This is a genomic window from Ornithobacterium rhinotracheale DSM 15997, from assembly GCF_000265465.1.
In the GTDB taxonomy this organism is placed as follows: domain Bacteria; phylum Bacteroidota; class Bacteroidia; order Flavobacteriales; family Weeksellaceae; genus Ornithobacterium; species Ornithobacterium rhinotracheale.
Window position 1 is genome coordinate 750,324 of the sequence record NC_018016.1, and the last position, 15,490, is coordinate 765,813.

Here is a 15,490-nt window from a genome sequence, read left to right on the forward strand (position 1 = left end):
TTTTTTCAAAACTATTTCTTTTTCAAGGTTTGTTTGATTAAGTTTTCTAAGCTTAAAGTTGGATTTTCTTTCAAAAGCTGAACAATGATAGGCTCTGCCACTTTTTTAGGAATCCCCAAGACTTCAAGGGCAGAAAGAGCCTCGATTTTAATTTTGCTTGTGCCTTTACCTTCTATCTTTTTAGTTTCCAGCACTTGTTTTTTAATCTTATTTTTAAGATCTAAAATGATACGCTGTGCTGTTTTAGCTCCAATTCCCTTTACCGACTGCAAAACCTCTGGCTGATCGTTAGCAATTGCAGCGTAAATATCTCCCACCGAAAGTGTAGACAACATCACAACGGCAGAGGCGGGTCCCACTCCACTCACCGAAATTAAAAATTCAAATACTGAACGCTCTGATTTCGTACTAAATCCATATAAATTCTGTGCATCTTCTCGCACCAAAAGGTGGGTGTACAATAATACATTCTCATCTGCTGGCAAATCATTGTAAGTTGCTTGACTAATGCTTACATAGTATCCCACACCATGGCAATCTATCACCACATAATTGGGTTCTTTCTCTACTAATCTGCCTTTGAGTTGCGTAATCATGTGTAGTGTATGTCTAAAATTTTCGGCTAAGGTATGAAATTCTTGGCAAACTGCATTAAAATTCACAGAATTAGGTAATTTGAGTTAAAACTTTATGATTTATTAATCTTTACTCAAAAACCCACTATTATAAATTTTCCTTATAATCAAAAAGGGAATTAATATAGATTTTTTATAACCAAAGTGACTTTTGCACTATATTTGCAGCGTAAAAGTTTTAGAAATAATAACCAATAAAAAAACAAAAAATTATGTCTTACGTAGGTAAAAAATTCCCAAATATCGCAGTAAACGCCATGAACGAAATGGGCGATACTTTTAAATTAAATGTTCTTGAAAAAGCAGTGAGCGAAAAGAAAAAAGTTTTGCTTTTCTGGTATCCAAAGGACTTCACTTTTGTTTGTCCGACTGAGCTTCACGCTTTCCAAGAAGCTATGGCTGAATTTAAAAAAAGAAACACCATCATCATCGGTGCTTCTTGCGACACACCAGAAGTACACTTCGCTTGGCTAAACACACCAAAAGACAACGGAGGTATCGAAGGGGTAACTTATGACATTCTTGCAGATAGCAACAGAAACCTTTCAAACGCTTTAGAAATTTTAGACTCTAGCGAGGCTGAATATTGCGACGAAACTGGATGCTACTTAGTGGAAGGTGACAGCGTAACTTACCGTGCGACTTACTTGATCGACGAAGATGGTAAAGTATTCCACGAATCTATCAACGATATGCCTCTTGGTAGAAATGTTGCCGAGTACCTAAGAATGATTGATGCTTACACTCATGTTCAAAAATATGGTGAAGTATGCCCTGCAAACTGGGAAGAAGGTAAAGAAGCTATGAACGCAAACCGCGATGGTGTAGCTAATTACTTAAAATCTCACTAATTAAAAAAACAAACCTAAATACAGAGAGGGGGAAACCTCCTCTCTATCACATTTCAAAAATTAAATAAAAATGAAAGAATTAGAACAAGATAATTTACAGGAAGTTTTAGCTAATAACGAGTTAGTACTCGTTCAATATGGTGCTGGATGGTGCGGAAACTGCAAAATCATGAAACCTAAGTTCAAAAAATTTGCTAGCAAGCACACAGAAATCCCGTTCTACTATGTAGATGCTGAGAAATTCCCAGAATCAAGAAAATTAGCCAAAGTAGATAACTTACCTACTTTCGTGGCTTTCAAAAACGGAGAAGCTGTTCAACAAATCCAAACCAACAAAGGGGAGGTTTTAAAACAAATGATCGATGAGGTTACCGCTAATTAAACATATTGATAGTTTTATTGAAGAGAACGATCAAGATTTCGTTCTTGAAACTATCGAAACTTTAGAAAACTTAATCGAGTGCGATAATTTGAAAGACGAGGAGCTAGATGTCATCGGCGAATTACTTTCAAACTTCTACGGAGCTATCGAGGTAAACAAAATGATCAAAGAAGGAAAATCGCAACGCGATGCCTTGAACGCTTTTATGAAACGCGTAACGGGTTCGATTGATAAATAAGATATTTAATAATTTTTCTTTTCATAATAAATTAGTTAATCAAAAAAAGAGCGATACAATGTGTATCGCTCTTTTTATCTATAAATAAACTATGAAATATTATTTACTTTTTGCCCAAGTATCTCTCAATGGCACTGTGCGATTGAACACATAGTTTCCATTACCAAAATCCTTCATATCCGCCACAAAATAGCCCAAACGCTGGAACTGGAAACGATCTTCTGGATTTGCATCTTTTAATGAAGGCTCAGCATAAGCTTGAATCACTTTCAAAGAATCTGGATTTAAATGCTCTAAGAAATCTACTTCCTTATCAGCATCTGGAGCTTCTACACTGAACAATCTATCATATAATCTTACTTCGATAGGTAAATTTTGCTCGGCAGACACCCAGTGCAAAGTCCCTTTTACTCGGCGCATACTAGCTTCGGTACCGCTTCCACTTTTGCTATCCTCGTCATAAGTAGCATAAATTGTAGTGATGTTTCCATCGGCATCTTTTTCCACACGAGTACCTTTAATAATGTAAGCCCCCTTCAACCTAACTTCTTTACCAATAGAAAGACGGAAGAATTTTTTAGGCGCATCTTCCATAAAATCCTCACGCTCGATGTATAGTTCACGCGTAAAAGGCACCTCACGGAATCCGGCAGATTCATCTTCTGGATTGTTTTCAACTTTTAAGTTTTCAACTTTTCCCTCTGGATAGTTTTCTATAACTAATTTAACAGGGTCTAAGACAGCAAATACACGCGGAGCAGTAGCATTTAGCTCATCTCGCAAAACATGCTCCAAAAGCGAAACATCAATTACATTGTCGCGTTTTGCAATCCCTGCTTTTTCCCAAAAAGTTTTAAGCGAATTTGGCGTAAAACCGCGGCGTCTCAACCCAGAAATGGTAGGCATACGCGGATCGTCCCAACCAGAGACATGATTTTCTTCTACTAATTTTTTAAGCTTACGCTTGCTGGTAATCATATAGCTCACATTACCACGCGCAAATTCTCTTTGTTTTGGTTTTAAAGTTCCATCTTCGTGCACTTGATCCACATACCAATCATATAACGGACGGTGGTTTTCAAACTCAAGCGAACACAATGAGTGCGAAATTCTCTCGATATAATCGCTCTCGCCATGTGCCCAATCGTACATAGGATAAATTTTCCACTTATCTCCCGTGCGATGGTGAGGGCGGTTTAGCATACGATACATCACAGGGTCTCGCATATTCATATTAGGTGCCGCCATATCAATTTTAGCACGCAATACACGAGAGCCATCTGGCACTTCACCATTTTTCATTTCCTCAAACAAACGGAGGTTTTCTTCCACACTTCTGTTGCGGTATGGGCTTTCCTCTCCCGCTTCAAATGGCGTTTTACGCTGAGCTACTATCTCCTCAGAGCTTTGATCATCAACATAAGCCTTACCCTCCTTAATCATTTCGATTGCCCAATCATACAATTGTTCAAAATAATCAGAAGTAAAACAGATTTTATCCCATTTAAACCCAAGCCATTCTACATCTTTCTGGATTGAATCCACAAACTCTTGTTCTTCTGCCTCGGGATTGGTATCGTCGAATCTTAAGTTTACAGGCGCATTATATTTCTCTCCTAATCCGAAGTTTAGGCAAATAGCCTTGGCATGACCAATATGTAAATAACCATTTGGCTCTGGCGGAAAACGGAATCTCAATTCGCTTTCAGGTAAACCTTTAGACAAATCTCCATTGATGATTTGCTCTATAAAATTCGCTGCATTGTATTCTTTGCTCATTTTATTGAAGTGATTTAAAGCCACAAATATACATTTTTCATATTTAAAATTTACGATTTTTTTTAAAGCTTACTAATTTTTCAGCAAAGCATGCATTTAAAATTCAAATCATTAGCAGATTAATCCTTACAAAATTCATTAAAAGTTAAATTTTCATAAATCGCTGATTTTAGGCTTCTTTTATTTAGAATTGCTCTAAATTGCAAAAATCAAACAATATATACCTTTACAAAGGTTTGTAAAGTATGTAAGATTTGTATTTTTGCTTTTAGGTACATTTATCGTACAAGTATATGGGAATAGTTTTTCTAATGGTTTTAGTGAGTGTTTCGCTTGCATTTGTCTTTCTAATTGTGTTTATAATTGGAGTAAAGAAAGGACAATTTGATGAGGGAGAAGCTCCAGCGATTAGAATTTTAAAAGAAGATAAAAAAGAAACAAAAAAAGAGGATTTATAATGCAAATGCAAACTTTTTATTACGACAACAAGATTGTGAAGTACTTCTTGTACGCCACAATATTTTGGGGAGTTCTCGCCTTCATTTTGGGACTTACAGTTGCAACACTGTTGTTTTTCCCTACCTTACCGGAATATCTCTTCGGGACAGATGACCCAGATATCGGTTTCACGCTTTTTGGCAATACCATATTCGACCTCTCTAATACAGAAGGGGTTTTGGGCTATGGTAGATTGAGAATGCTCCATACTTCTGCCGCAATTTTTGCTTTTGTGGGAAATGGTTTTTTCGCCGGAGCATACTATTCAATGCAGCGATTACTTAAAACCCGTATGGCTAGTGATGTCATGAGCTGGATCAACTTCTGGGGCTGGCAATTAGTAATTGTAATTTGTGTAATCACTTTCTTTTTAGGATTTAACACCTCTAAAGAGTATGCAGAACATGAATGGCCTCTTGATATTCTAATTGCAGTTGTCTGGGTATTGTTTGGAGTTCACATGTTCATGACAATCGCAAAAAGACGCGTAAAACACATGTATGTAGCTATTTGGTTCTATATCGCAACTTGGATTGGGGTTGCAATGCTACATATCTTCAACAACTTAGAAGTTCCTGTAAACTGGAATGTTATTCAACCTAAGAGTTACTCTTTATATGCTGGAGTTCAAGATGCCTTGGTGCAATGGTGGTATGGGCACAATGCCGTGGCATTCTTCCTTACAACTCCTGTACTTGGTTTAATGTATTATTTCTTGCCAAAAGCGGCAAACCGTCCTGTATTCTCATATAAATTATCAATCATTCACTTCTGGTCTTTGATTTTTGTTTACTTGTGGGCAGGGCCTCACCACTTGATCTACACTGCTTTGCCAGGTTGGGCACAAGCATTAGGTACTGGTTTCTCTGTGATGCTTATCGCTCCATCTTGGGGAGGTATGTTGAACGGCCTCCTTACTTTAAGAGGTGCTTGGGATAAAGTGAGAGAAGAACCTATTTTGAAATTCTTTGTAGTAGCTGTAACCTGTTACGGTATGGCGACTTTTGAAGGTCCTATGCTTGCTACAAAAACTTTAAATAGTATTGGTCACTTTACCGATTGGGTAATCGCCCACGTACACGTAGGAACGCTAGGATGGAATGGATTTATGATGTTTGGTATTATATACTACATCATCCCTAGAATATTTAACACAAAACTTGCGTCTAAAGGATTAGCTAATGCTCATTTCTGGTTAGGTACATTAGGAATCATTCTCTATGCAATTCCTATGTACATGGCGGGATGGACTCAAGCATTGATGTGGAAAGAATTTAATCCTTCTGGAACTTTAGTTTATTCAAACTTCTTACAAACTGTAACCGAAATTTTCCCATACTATGTGCTTAGAGCAATAGGTGGTGCATTATACTTAACTGGTTCTATTTTACTAGTAATCAACATTGTTAAAACTGTTCGCGCTGGTAGATTTACAGCTAATGAGGAAGCTCAAGCTCCTGCACTTGCAAGACTTTCAGGAGATAGACAAAAAGGTGAGGCTATCCACCCTTGGTTAGAAAGAAAACCTTTGCTATTCTCTATCCTATCTTTTGTAGCAGTAGCAATCGGTGGTGCTGTGGAAATTATCCCAACAATGGTGGTGAAATCAAATATTCCTACCATCAGTAGCGTGAAACCTTATACTCCGTTAGAAGTTGAAGGACGCGATATTTATATACGCGAAGGTTGTAATGCGTGCCACTCTCAAATGATTAGACCATTTAGAGATGAAGTAAAACGCTACGGAGAATACTCTAAACCAGGAGAATTCGTTTACGATCACCCGTTCTTGTGGGGATCTAAAAGAACTGGTCCAGATTTACAAAGAGAAGGTGGTAAAAGAACTGATTCTTGGCACTTTAAACATATGTGGAACCCTAGACAGACATCAGATGGATCTATCATGCCTAGATACCCATGGATTGTAAACAATAGACTAGACCGAAGCTTAACCATGGATAAATTAAATGCTCTTTCTATACTTGGAGTACCTTACGAAGAGGAACTTAAAGATCCAGAGAAAGTATTTGCTCACATGGATGAACAGGCTACAGGCATTCAAGAGAAAATCTTCGAAGAGGCTCCAGACTTGAAAGATGCGTTAAAAGAGCAACAAGAGCGTGAAGGAGAAAACTTCATTCCGCTTAAAGATCGTGAAATCACTGCTTTGATCGCTTATTTGCAGAGACTGGGAACCGACATTAAAAAGGAAGAAACTGAAACTGCAAGCAACTAATGTTAAAGTATTTTAAAGAATATTTCGGGTACACCAACGATAATATACTACAAGTAATTATCTTGATTTGTTCAATTCTATTTTTTATTGGACTGGTGTACTCTGTATTAAAGAAACCAAAAAACTATTATAAAGAAGAAGCTGAAATGCCTTTAGAAGAGGATTCAGACGAGGACAAAATAAAATTTTAGCACTATGAAACATCGTATTCCAGGTCGTATTACAATACCAGTTGTGTTATTGGCGATTTTAGCTACATTTATGATGATTATTCCGATGGATTTTATTCCAGAGAATGGATTAGCAGGAATCCTCTACAATGCCGTATATCAACTAAAGAATGTTTTTAGTTATTGGATTGTTTGGGTAATCCTAGGAATTTCGTTCTTAATGCTACTCATCATCAATGAAATTAATCGTGTAATTGAACGCAAAAAACTATCTAAACTTTCTCCAGAAGAAAGAGCTATTTTCCTTGCTGAAGAGAAAGAAGGATATTTAAAACGATTATTTAGAAGTAGTAAAGAGAAACAATCAGAAGAAGAAGAACAAGCAATCCTTCTAGATCATGGTTTTGATGGAATTAAGGAGCTAGACAACTCTCTTCCTCAATGGTGGCTAGCAATGTTTTATCTTGGTACTGCCTACATGATTATCTATGTAATCGCATACTTTACAACGGATTTTGCACACCCAATCGAGGAATATAATGCTCAAAACGCATTGATGGAAGAGCAAGCTCAATTATGGATTAAACAAAACGATATCACAATTGACAAAGCTGAAAACTTGTATAAAGACGAGGGAGCACTCCAAAGAGGTGAAGCTATCTTTACAAGTATTTGTGCGACTTGCCACATGGCAAACGGAGGAGGTGCTGCGGGTCCAAACTTGACAGATGACTATTGGATTAATCACCAAGAAAGTGAGTTGTTCAAAAATATATACCATGTTGTGTATGATGGTTCTCCTAACAACCCTGCGATGCAAGCCTTTGGGCAAACCAAGCAGCTTACTGGTCTAGATATTCAGGATGTGGCATCTTATGTTTATTATCTAAACCAAGTAAAACCACAAGTTACCGTAGAAGAAGGCGGTCTAGCTCCTCAAGGAGAGGAAATGCCTCAATGGAAAAGAAAATAGAATTTAATTATAATGATTAAATATTACCTCCTCAAATTCATAAAAGAGGAGGTTTTTTATTTTTAGGCATAGTATTTTCTACTATTTTAATAAGCGTGTAATTTAAAACTTTTGTAATTTTGAGTCATGGCAGAAAATAATCAAAATCAGACTCCCGAAGAAGAATTCCAATCATTCAGAAATAGCATAGGCACAGCTGAAAAATCTGGGAAAAGAAAATGGGTTTATGCTAAAAAACCCGAGGGGAAATACTATAAATGGCGAAGCATTGTAAGCTATTTCTTGCTTGCATTCTTAATCATTACTCCTTTTATCAAAATCAATGGCAATCCATTGTTTAAATTTGATATCATAAGTAGAGAATTTTATATTTTCAGTTATCCATTCTTCACCTCCGATTTCAAGATTTTTGCAATTGGTATGATTACAAGCATTGTATTTATCATTCTTTTCACGGTGGTGTATGGTCGTATTTTCTGTGGATGGATTTGTCCGCAAACCATTTTCTTGGAAATGGTATTTAGAAAAATTGAATACGCCATTGATGGGGACAGAAACAAACAAATGAAACTTGCCAAGCAAGAATGGAATGAAGAAAAAATCAGAAAAAGATTATTGAAATGGAGTATTTATGCAGTGCTCTCATTCATTATCGCCAATATCATGTTTGCTTGGATTATCGGGATAGATGAGCTTAAAAAACTTATCACCGAAGGACCTATTCAAAATTTAAGCACATTCATAGGACTACTTATCTTTACAGGAGCGTTCTACTTCGTGTTTACTTGGTTTAGAGAACAAGCCTGTGTACTTGTCTGTCCTTATGGTAGATTGCAAGGTGTTTTGATTGATAGAAAAACCATCATCGTAGCCTACGATTACAAAAGAGGTGAGCGTACCAAAGGTAGAGCCAGATTCAAACGAGGAGTAGACCGTGCTGCCGAGGGAATTGGTGATTGTATCGATTGTGGCAACTGTGTAGTTGTGTGCCCTACCGGGATCGACATCAGAAACGGGACTCAGCTTGAGTGCGTAAACTGTACTGCGTGTATTGATGCCTGCGACGAGGTGATGACCAAAATTAATTTACCAACGGGATTGATTCGCTATGCCTCCGAAGAAAACATTGCAGAGAAAAAACCATTTAAATTCACTGCGAGAATGGCGGCTTATACATTTGTGCTGGTATTATTACTTTCTGTCTTAACGGCTTTAATCTTTACCCGATCAGATGTAAACTCTAAATTCTTAAAAGAAGCTGGAACCGATTTTAAAATTGTGAACAACAATATTGTAACCAATAATTTTGAATACAATTTGCAAAACAAGACTAAAGAAACTAAACAATTACATTTAGAACTTGCTAATTATAAAGATGGAAAAATTGAACTCGTAAATCACGCACCTATATTAATCCTAGAACCAGGAAAACAAGTTCAAGGAAAAATGATTATCTCGATTCCTAAACACGAATTGAAATCTTATAAGGCAAAAATTACGATCAATGTACTAGACGAAAACAATAAATTAATCGATTCTTATCGTACAAGTTTCTCGGCTCCGTACAAATTCCAATACTAAAAGAAAAATATGGCAAAATTTAATTTTACTTGGGGGCATGGCGTCATTTTAGCACTCGTGGGATTTATGGCATTTATTTTAAGTCTAATTTTTCTAGCCGATACACCAGGCGATTTAGTTTCAGAGAATTATTATGAGCATTCTTTAAATTATCAAAAAGAAACCATAGAAGCCGAAAAAAACACCAATGCTCTTGCACACAAACCAGAGGTAAAGCTACAAGCAAATGGAATAAATATCGTATTTCCAGAAGAAATACAGCCAAGCGAAGGCTCTGTTTTGCTCATGCGTGGAGCCTATGCAAAAGATGATGTAAAGGACACTTTGCGTTTAAGAAATCAACAGCAATTGATTCCCGCAGCAAAATTGCAGAAAGGAGAATACGATATGGAACTTCGCTGGAAAAGCAACGGAGATTTCTATTTAATAAAAAAAAGAATTGAATGGGGGTATTAATCATCTCTGCACTTGTTTTAGGCCTAGCCAATAGTTTGCATTGCGTGGGCATGTGTGGTCCTATTGCTTTTTCCTTGGGGCTTTCTCAAGAAAAAAATGTAGCCTTTTACACCAAAAACCTTTTATACCAGCTGGGGAGAGTTACCACCTATACATCTCTGGGAGTGCTCGTTGGCTTGGTAGGGAAAGGAATTTCATTGGCTGGATTTCATGGAAAAATCAGCATAGCCATGGGGATTTTAATGATCATTTATGCCCTTTTGCCCAAGAAAACCATTGCAAAAGTTGAAAGCTTTGGGAATACTTCAAGATTTTTAATGCAAGTAAAATCTAAACTAGGCGAATTCATCAAAAAAAGAAGTTATTTCTCATTATACATTACAGGAATCCTAAACGGCTTACTGCCTTGTGGAGCCGTTTATGTTGCATTGATTGCCGCCATCGCTGCAGGAAGTGTAGCCAAAAGTGCAATGTTTATGGCACTTTTTGGATTAGGGACTATTCCGTTGATGTTTTTGGCTGTGTTTCTAGGCGCAAGCCTGAATTTACCACTCAGAAATAAATTAAATAAAATATTGCCTTATTTAATTATTTTAGTAGGAATACTATTCATCATCAGAGGACTAGAACTCGGCATTCCGTTTTTATCCCCACCCGCCTCGGCATTGGATGTAAGCGGAAATCCACATTCTTGTCATTGTCATTAATCAATTATTTTTTAAGCTATGGAAGTGCAAAAAACATACATACAAAAACGCTTATTCCTCCTACAAGATAAAAGCTACAAGGATTTTCAAGAACGATTGATCCCAACCGTGGAACCTGATAGGATTATTGGGATCCGAACACCAAGGCTTAGAAAATTTGCCAAAGATTTTTTTAAAGAAAAGCCTGAGCTCTTGAACGAATTTTTGGCAGATTTACCACATACTTATTATGAGGAAAATAATCTGCATTTATTCCTAGTTTCAGAGTTTAAGGATTTAGCGCACGCAATCAGCGAGACTGAACGCATACTGCCCTATATAGACAACTGGGCTACTTGCGACATCACTCGACCAAAAGTTTTTGAAGAAAATCCTGAGCTTATTTATTCCAAGATAAAAGAATGGATTACGAGCGAACATGAATTTACGATTCGCTACGCCATTGGGATTTTGCTTGAACTGTATTTAGACGAGAATTTCTCGACCGAACATTTAGACTTAGTCGCTTCGGTAACAGATGAACGCTACTATGTGCAAATGATGATGGCTTGGTACTTTAGCTATGCTTTGATTAAGCAATACGAGCACGCAATTCCTTATCTTGAGCAACATAAATTACCACCTTTTGTTCATACTAAAACCATTCAAAAAGCGATTGAGAGTAGACGCGTTTCAGATAAGAAAAAATCATATCTAAAAACTTTAAGACAAAAAAGTTAAACTCAAGGTTTTATTCTTAAAAAGAAAAAAATTATATTTGTAGCATATCCAAAAAAATAAAAAAATGTCAGTACTAGTAAATAAAGATTCAAAAATCATCGTTCAAGGTTTTACAGGAAGCGAAGGAACTTTCCATGCAGAACAAATGATTGCTTACGGAACCAATGTTGTAGGAGGTGTTACACCTAAAAAAGGAGGACAAACTCATTTAGGAAAACCTGTCTTCAACACTGTGCAAGATGCTGTAGATGCAACAGGTGCCGATGTAAGTATCATTTTCGTTCCGCCAGCTTTTGCCGCTGACGCCATCATGGAAGCTGCAGATTCTGGAATCAAAGTGATCGTTTGTATCACCGAGGGGATTCCTACCGCAGATATGGTTCGCGTAAAAGCCTATGTAGACCAAAGAGATTGTACACTTGTCGGTCCTAACTGTCCAGGTGTTATCACTTCTGAAGAGGCTAAAGTGGGCATCATGCCAGGTTTTGTCTTCAAAAAAGGAAAAGTGGGTATAGTGTCTAAATCAGGAACGCTTACTTACGAAGCGGCAGATCAAGTGGTAAAAGCGGGATACGGAATTTCTACCGCTATCGGAATTGGAGGGGATCCTATTATTGGCACAACTACCAAAGAGGCTGTTGAACTTTTCATGAACGATCCTGAAACCGAATGTATTGTCATGATCGGAGAAATTGGCGGACAATTAGAAGCTGAAGCTGCCAAATGGATCAAAGAAAATGGCACAAAACCAGTAGTAGGATTCATCGCGGGACAAACTGCACCAAAGGGTAGAACCATGGGACACGCAGGGGCTATCGTAGGAGGTAAAGATGATACCGCACAAGCAAAAATGAAAATTATGCAAGAATGTGGAATTCATGTCGTATCTTCGCCAGCGAAAATCGGAGCTAAAGTAGCTGAGGTTTTAAAATAAAAATTTGAAAAATTAATTACTTATGAAAAATAAATTTATTTTATCAGGAATACTATGTTTGGTATTCAGTATGAGTTTTGCGCAAGTTATTAGCTTCCTACAAGACTCTAAATTTGGTGTAAAAGCAGGATTAGACTACTCCAGAATTAAGAACATTCATGCTGAATCTGGCTCTAGACTAGGTTTGAATGCGGGAGTTTTTGCCATGATTCCTGTTAGCTATGGAGACGAGTTCTACATTCAACCAGAAATCAATTACGCTCAAAAAGGTGAGAAAAATGATGTACCTGGCTCAAAGAAAGAAGTATATAGTTTAAACTATATCGATGTGCCTGTTTTGTTTAAAGCTTACTTTTCTGAACGAGATACAGATTTCTTTGGTTTATTCGGTCCACAATTTTCTTTCTTAGTTAGCGATAAGGTTAAAAACCCATTAAATACCGAATCTCTAGACGAGAAATATAACAAATTTGATTTTGGTTTAGTCGGAGGTTTAGGTTTTTCTTACCTAAGAAAATGGGAAGTTGATGCTAGACTTTCTTACGGATTTATTGATGCTGTAACTGTAAAAAATCAAAAAGAAACAAACAATAATGTCGTAGCTAGTTTATCATTTTCTTATGTTTTCTAAACATTAAAAATAAAACACAAAAAAAGGCTTTTCAAAAATCAATGAAAAGCCTTTTTTATTATCTATTATTTTTCTTCTTCCTTTCTTAATTCTTCCCAGAAGACTGCTCGGCTCAAAGGTTCGTATTCTGCTCTTTCGCCAAGCTCCACCAATTTATCACTCTTAATTTTTCGATGAGAATAATTGGCTAGATTCCCTGTTTTCACACAGATTGCATGCACTTTGGTCACATATTCCGCTACCGCCATTAAATTTGGCATAGGACCAAATGGACGACCTTTAAAATCCATGTCTAATCCCGCAATAATTATTCTTTTCCCCGAATTAGCTAAAAGATTTGCCACCTCAACAATTCCTTCGTCAAAGAATTGAGCCTCATCTATCCCCACCACATCACAATCGCTTGCTAAAATGGGCAAGTTAGAACTCGCCTCAATCGGGGTTGCTTGTTTTTTGTTTTCATCATGCGATACCACATCTTGCTCATCGTAGCGTTTATCAATTGCGGGTTTAAAGATTTCTACCTTTTGCCCAGCCAATTCGGCTCGTTTCACTCTACGAATCAACTCTTCGGTTTTGCCCGAAAACATAGAGCCACAGATTACTTCGATCCAGCCCGTATTTTTTCTATGATTTATGGTATTCTCTAAAAACATAAGGCAAATTTACAATCTAATTTTTTTTATTTCACTAAATATTTGATTTGGTTTTTTGCAGAGATATTTTATATATAAATTTTAATTTTTATCGCCAAAATTATTTTTTAATACAGAGAATTATTTGTACTTTGTACGAGAATAAAAGAATGATTATGAATTTATTAGAAATCGCAACACGGGCTGTAGCACTTGCTGGCGAAGAGGTTTTAAAACAATACCAAAACGGATTCTCCACCGAGACCAAAGCCGACGGATCGCCTGTTACAAGTGCAGATTTAGCCGCCAACAAAATCTTGCAAAAACATGTTTCCTTTACAGACATTCCATACTTTAGTGAGGAAGGAGATAAGGATTCTTTACAAGAAATTAGAAATACGCCCACCTATTGGATTGCAGACCCTATTGATGGCACCATGGATTTTGTCAACAAAACAGATGAATATTGCGTGTGTCTAGGCTTAGTTGAGAATAATACGGCTAAGCTAGGAGTTTTGTACGCCCCATCGCTTGGATTGTTCTATTTCGGTAGCGATAAATGCCCTTCTCGTAAATTCATCGGGACTCAACAACAATTGCACAAAATGGCTCTGAAATCGGATTTTTTTGAACAATTGATGAAACACAGCAAGCCAATTCCTACCATGGATTTGCCCGAAGATTACACTTTTCTTTGTAGCAAATTCCACATGGATCCTGGCACCGAGGAATACATCAAAAAAATTAAATCCGAACATGAAATTTTCCGCACAAAGCCTATGGGAAGCGTTATCAAACTTGGGCTAATTGCCGATCGGTGGGCTACGGAGTACACCCGCTTTAGACCTGTAAACTTTTGGGACATTGCCGCAGGACATGCCATTGCCAAATACGCAGGACTTAAAGTTTGCTATCCCAACACCGACAAAGAAATCACTTATGATAGCGAAGATTTAAAAGTGCATGGCTATTCAATCCATTGGAAATAAATTCATTCAAGCATAAAAAAATCCGTTCAACAAAGTGAACGGATTTTTCGTTTAATTAAAAAAACTAAAAAATCTATTTTTTCTCTAATTCTTCTTTAATTTTCTCTTCTAATTCTTCGGCTAATTCTGGATTATCTTTCAATACCGCACGCACGGCATCTCGCCCTTGTCCTAGTTTAGTATCTGCATAAGAATACCAAGAGCCACTTTTTTTCACGATTTCTAAATCGGTAGCAATGTCTAAAATCTCGCCTGCTTTAGAGATTCCTTCGCCATACATAATGTCGAATTCTGCACTACGGAATGGCGGAGCTACTTTGTTTTTCACTACTTTTACGCGAGTCAAGTTTCCGATGACATCGTTCCCATCTTTAATCTGAGTAGAACGACGAATGTCTAGACGCACCGATGCATAGAATTTAAGTGCATTACCACCCGTTGTGGTTTCTGGACTACCGAACATCACACCGATTTTCTCTCTCAATTGGTTGATGAAAATAGCAGTACATTTGGTTTTATTGATAGTTCCCGTGAGCTTTCTCAAGGCTTGAGACATCAAACGCGCTTGCAATCCCATTTTGGAATCGCCCATATCTCCGTCGATTTCCGACTTTGGCGTTAAAGCCGCTACCGAATCGATTACAATAATATCAATTGCACCTGAACGGATTAAGTTATCGGCAATTTCTAAAGCTTGCTCCCCATTATCTGGCTGAGAGATAATTAAATGCTCAACATCTACGCCTAATTTTTCTGCGTAATATCTATCAAATGCGTGCTCTGCATCGATGAAAGCTGCAATTCCGCCAGACTTTTGAGCTTCGGCAATGGCATGAATTGCCAAAGTGGTTTTACCAGAAGATTCTGGACCGTAAATCTCCACGATTCTACCGCGCGGATACCCTCCCACGCCCAAGGCTAAATCTAAACCTAGAGACCCCGTAGGGATTACTGGAATATTTTCGTCTATGGCTTTGTCGCCCATCATCATCACGGCACCTTTACCATAGCTTTTGTCCATTTTATCAAGCACTAGCTGGAGTGCTTTCCTTTTCGCTTCGTCTATTTCGCTCAT

18 protein-coding genes are annotated in these 15,490 nt (G+C 37.4%); 14 read left to right on the forward strand and 4 right to left on the reverse strand.

The genetic code is table 11. The features are described 5' to 3' along the window. Window positions 1-11: 11 nt before the first annotated feature. Entirely contained in the window at window positions 12-596 is a 585-nt protein-coding gene (gene ruvA / locus ORNRH_RS03490) for a Holliday junction branch migration protein RuvA (protein WP_036601468.1), read from the reverse strand. A 251-nt stretch (window positions 597-847) separates the two neighbouring features. Between ruvA and ORNRH_RS03495 the strand changes: the two genes are divergently transcribed. The 3 genes from ORNRH_RS03495 (at window position 848) to ORNRH_RS03505 (ending at window position 2,106) form a co-directional block, all read left to right on the forward strand. Then, on the forward strand, window positions 848-1,486 hold the full coding sequence (locus ORNRH_RS03495) for a peroxiredoxin (RefSeq protein ID WP_014790525.1): 639 nt from the start codon (window positions 848-850) through the stop codon (window positions 1,484-1,486). Window positions 1,487-1,556: 70 nt separating this feature from the next. Continuing rightward, window positions 1,557-1,868: a thioredoxin family protein gene (locus ORNRH_RS03500; protein ID WP_014790526.1), complete on the forward strand. Its 312-nt coding sequence runs from the start codon at window positions 1,557-1,559 to the stop codon at window positions 1,866-1,868. After that, window positions 1,849-2,106, forward strand: coding sequence for a DUF6952 family protein (locus ORNRH_RS03505; RefSeq protein WP_014790527.1), 258 nt, complete (start codon window positions 1,849-1,851; stop codon window positions 2,104-2,106). Before ORNRH_RS03500 ends, ORNRH_RS03505 begins: the two co-directional genes overlap by 20 nt. A gap of 99 nt (window positions 2,107-2,205) precedes the next feature. Here ORNRH_RS03505 and ORNRH_RS03510 read toward each other — a convergent pair whose 3' ends face one another. Beyond that, a complete protein-coding gene (locus ORNRH_RS03510) occupies window positions 2,206-3,885 on the reverse strand; it encodes a glutamine--tRNA ligase/YqeY domain fusion protein (protein ID WP_014790528.1) in 1,680 nt (559 codons plus the stop codon). 293 nt (window positions 3,886-4,178) lie between these two features. Here ORNRH_RS03510 and ccoS point away from each other — a divergent pair, with 293 nt between their 5' ends. The 10 genes from ccoS (at window position 4,179) to ORNRH_RS03560 (ending at window position 12,791) form a co-directional block, all read left to right on the forward strand. After that, a complete protein-coding gene (gene ccoS / locus ORNRH_RS03515) occupies window positions 4,179-4,343 on the forward strand; it encodes a cbb3-type cytochrome oxidase assembly protein CcoS (protein ID WP_014790529.1) in 165 nt (54 codons plus the stop codon). Continuing rightward, the gene (gene ccoN / locus ORNRH_RS03520) at window positions 4,343-6,619 is read left to right on the forward strand and encodes a cytochrome-c oxidase, cbb3-type subunit I (RefSeq protein WP_014790530.1); all 2,277 of its coding nucleotides are present in this window, start codon (window positions 4,343-4,345) and stop codon (window positions 6,617-6,619) included. The genes ccoS and ccoN overlap by 1 nt, the downstream gene beginning before the upstream one ends. Beyond that, on the forward strand, window positions 6,619-6,810 hold the full coding sequence (locus ORNRH_RS03525; RefSeq protein WP_014790531.1) for a hypothetical protein: 192 nt from the start codon (window positions 6,619-6,621) through the stop codon (window positions 6,808-6,810). The genes ccoN and ORNRH_RS03525 overlap by 1 nt, the downstream gene beginning before the upstream one ends. Window positions 6,811-6,814: 4 nt before the next feature. After that, window positions 6,815-7,762 carry a cbb3-type cytochrome c oxidase N-terminal domain-containing protein gene (locus ORNRH_RS03530; RefSeq protein WP_014790532.1) on the forward strand — a complete coding sequence of 316 codons (948 nt, stop codon included), beginning with the start codon at window positions 6,815-6,817 and terminating at the stop codon, window positions 7,760-7,762. Between the two features lie 126 nt (window positions 7,763-7,888). Beyond that, complete coding sequence (ccoG, locus tag ORNRH_RS03535; RefSeq protein ID WP_014790533.1) at window positions 7,889-9,343, forward strand: cytochrome c oxidase accessory protein CcoG; 1,455 nt, start codon at window positions 7,889-7,891, stop codon at window positions 9,341-9,343. Window positions 9,344-9,352: 9 nt separating this feature from the next. Continuing rightward, on the forward strand, window positions 9,353-9,799 hold the full coding sequence (locus tag ORNRH_RS03540) for a FixH family protein (protein WP_014790534.1): 447 nt from the start codon (window positions 9,353-9,355) through the stop codon (window positions 9,797-9,799). Then, on the forward strand, window positions 9,787-10,506 hold the full coding sequence (locus ORNRH_RS03545; protein ID WP_014790535.1) for a sulfite exporter TauE/SafE family protein: 720 nt from the start codon (window positions 9,787-9,789) through the stop codon (window positions 10,504-10,506). The genes ORNRH_RS03540 and ORNRH_RS03545 overlap by 13 nt, the downstream gene beginning before the upstream one ends. An 18-nt stretch (window positions 10,507-10,524) precedes the next feature. Continuing rightward, entirely contained in the window at window positions 10,525-11,226 is a 702-nt protein-coding gene (locus tag ORNRH_RS03550) for a DNA alkylation repair protein (protein WP_014790536.1), read from the forward strand. 64 nt (window positions 11,227-11,290) lie between these two features. Continuing rightward, window positions 11,291-12,160 (forward strand): succinate--CoA ligase subunit alpha, encoded by an 870-nt coding sequence (gene sucD / locus ORNRH_RS03555; RefSeq protein WP_014790537.1) that lies wholly within the window; start codon window positions 11,291-11,293, stop codon window positions 12,158-12,160. 22 nt (window positions 12,161-12,182) lie between these two features. After that, complete coding sequence (locus tag ORNRH_RS03560; protein ID WP_014790538.1) at window positions 12,183-12,791, forward strand: porin family protein; 609 nt, start codon at window positions 12,183-12,185, stop codon at window positions 12,789-12,791. Between the two features lie 65 nt (window positions 12,792-12,856). Here ORNRH_RS03560 and ORNRH_RS03565 read toward each other — a convergent pair whose 3' ends face one another. Further along, window positions 12,857-13,447, reverse strand: coding sequence for a thymidine kinase (locus ORNRH_RS03565; protein ID WP_014790539.1), 591 nt, complete (start codon window positions 13,445-13,447; stop codon window positions 12,857-12,859). A gap of 155 nt (window positions 13,448-13,602) precedes the next feature. Here ORNRH_RS03565 and ORNRH_RS03570 point away from each other — a divergent pair, with 155 nt between their 5' ends. Then, window positions 13,603-14,415 carry a 3'(2'),5'-bisphosphate nucleotidase CysQ family protein gene (locus tag ORNRH_RS03570; RefSeq protein WP_036601237.1) on the forward strand — a complete coding sequence of 271 codons (813 nt, stop codon included), beginning with the start codon at window positions 13,603-13,605 and terminating at the stop codon, window positions 14,413-14,415. Window positions 14,416-14,488: 73 nt separating this feature from the next. Here the strand turns inward: ORNRH_RS03570 and recA are convergent, their stop codons facing one another. Continuing rightward, window positions 14,489-15,490 carry a recombinase RecA gene (recA, locus tag ORNRH_RS03575; RefSeq protein WP_014790541.1) on the reverse strand — a complete coding sequence of 334 codons (1,002 nt, stop codon included), beginning with the start codon at window positions 15,488-15,490 and terminating at the stop codon, window positions 14,489-14,491.

Excerpts from the sequence above, each read along its gene's own strand:
- ruvA (WP_036601468.1), bottom strand. The coding sequence starts at position 596 with ATGATTACGCAACTCAAAGGCAGATTAGTAGAGAAAGAACCCAATTAT.
- ORNRH_RS03495 (WP_014790525.1), top strand. The coding sequence starts at position 848 with ATGTCTTACGTAGGTAAAAAATTCCCAAATATCGCAGTAAACGCCATG.
- ORNRH_RS03500 (WP_014790526.1), top strand. The coding sequence starts at position 1,557 with ATGAAAGAATTAGAACAAGATAATTTACAGGAAGTTTTAGCTAATAAC.
- ORNRH_RS03505 (WP_014790527.1), top strand. The coding sequence starts at position 1,849 with ATGAGGTTACCGCTAATTAAACATATTGATAGTTTTATTGAAGAGAAC.
- ORNRH_RS03510 (WP_014790528.1), bottom strand. The coding sequence starts at position 3,885 with ATGAGCAAAGAATACAATGCAGCGAATTTTATAGAGCAAATCATCAAT.
- ccoS (WP_014790529.1), top strand. The coding sequence starts at position 4,179 with ATGGGAATAGTTTTTCTAATGGTTTTAGTGAGTGTTTCGCTTGCATTT.
- ccoN (WP_014790530.1), top strand. The coding sequence starts at position 4,343 with ATGCAAATGCAAACTTTTTATTACGACAACAAGATTGTGAAGTACTTC.
- ORNRH_RS03525 (WP_014790531.1), top strand. The coding sequence starts at position 6,619 with ATGTTAAAGTATTTTAAAGAATATTTCGGGTACACCAACGATAATATA.
- ORNRH_RS03530 (WP_014790532.1), top strand. The coding sequence starts at position 6,815 with ATGAAACATCGTATTCCAGGTCGTATTACAATACCAGTTGTGTTATTG.
- ccoG (WP_014790533.1), top strand. The coding sequence starts at position 7,889 with ATGGCAGAAAATAATCAAAATCAGACTCCCGAAGAAGAATTCCAATCA.
- ORNRH_RS03540 (WP_014790534.1), top strand. The coding sequence starts at position 9,353 with ATGGCAAAATTTAATTTTACTTGGGGGCATGGCGTCATTTTAGCACTC.
- ORNRH_RS03545 (WP_014790535.1), top strand. The coding sequence starts at position 9,787 with ATGGGGGTATTAATCATCTCTGCACTTGTTTTAGGCCTAGCCAATAGT.
- ORNRH_RS03550 (WP_014790536.1), top strand. The coding sequence starts at position 10,525 with ATGGAAGTGCAAAAAACATACATACAAAAACGCTTATTCCTCCTACAA.
- sucD (WP_014790537.1), top strand. The coding sequence starts at position 11,291 with ATGTCAGTACTAGTAAATAAAGATTCAAAAATCATCGTTCAAGGTTTT.
- ORNRH_RS03560 (WP_014790538.1), top strand. The coding sequence starts at position 12,183 with ATGAAAAATAAATTTATTTTATCAGGAATACTATGTTTGGTATTCAGT.
- ORNRH_RS03565 (WP_014790539.1), bottom strand. The coding sequence starts at position 13,447 with ATGTTTTTAGAGAATACCATAAATCATAGAAAAAATACGGGCTGGATC.
- ORNRH_RS03570 (WP_036601237.1), top strand. The coding sequence starts at position 13,603 with ATGAATTTATTAGAAATCGCAACACGGGCTGTAGCACTTGCTGGCGAA.
- recA (WP_014790541.1), bottom strand. The coding sequence starts at position 15,490 with ATGAGCGAAATAGACGAAGCGAAAAGGAAAGCACTCCAGCTAGTGCTT.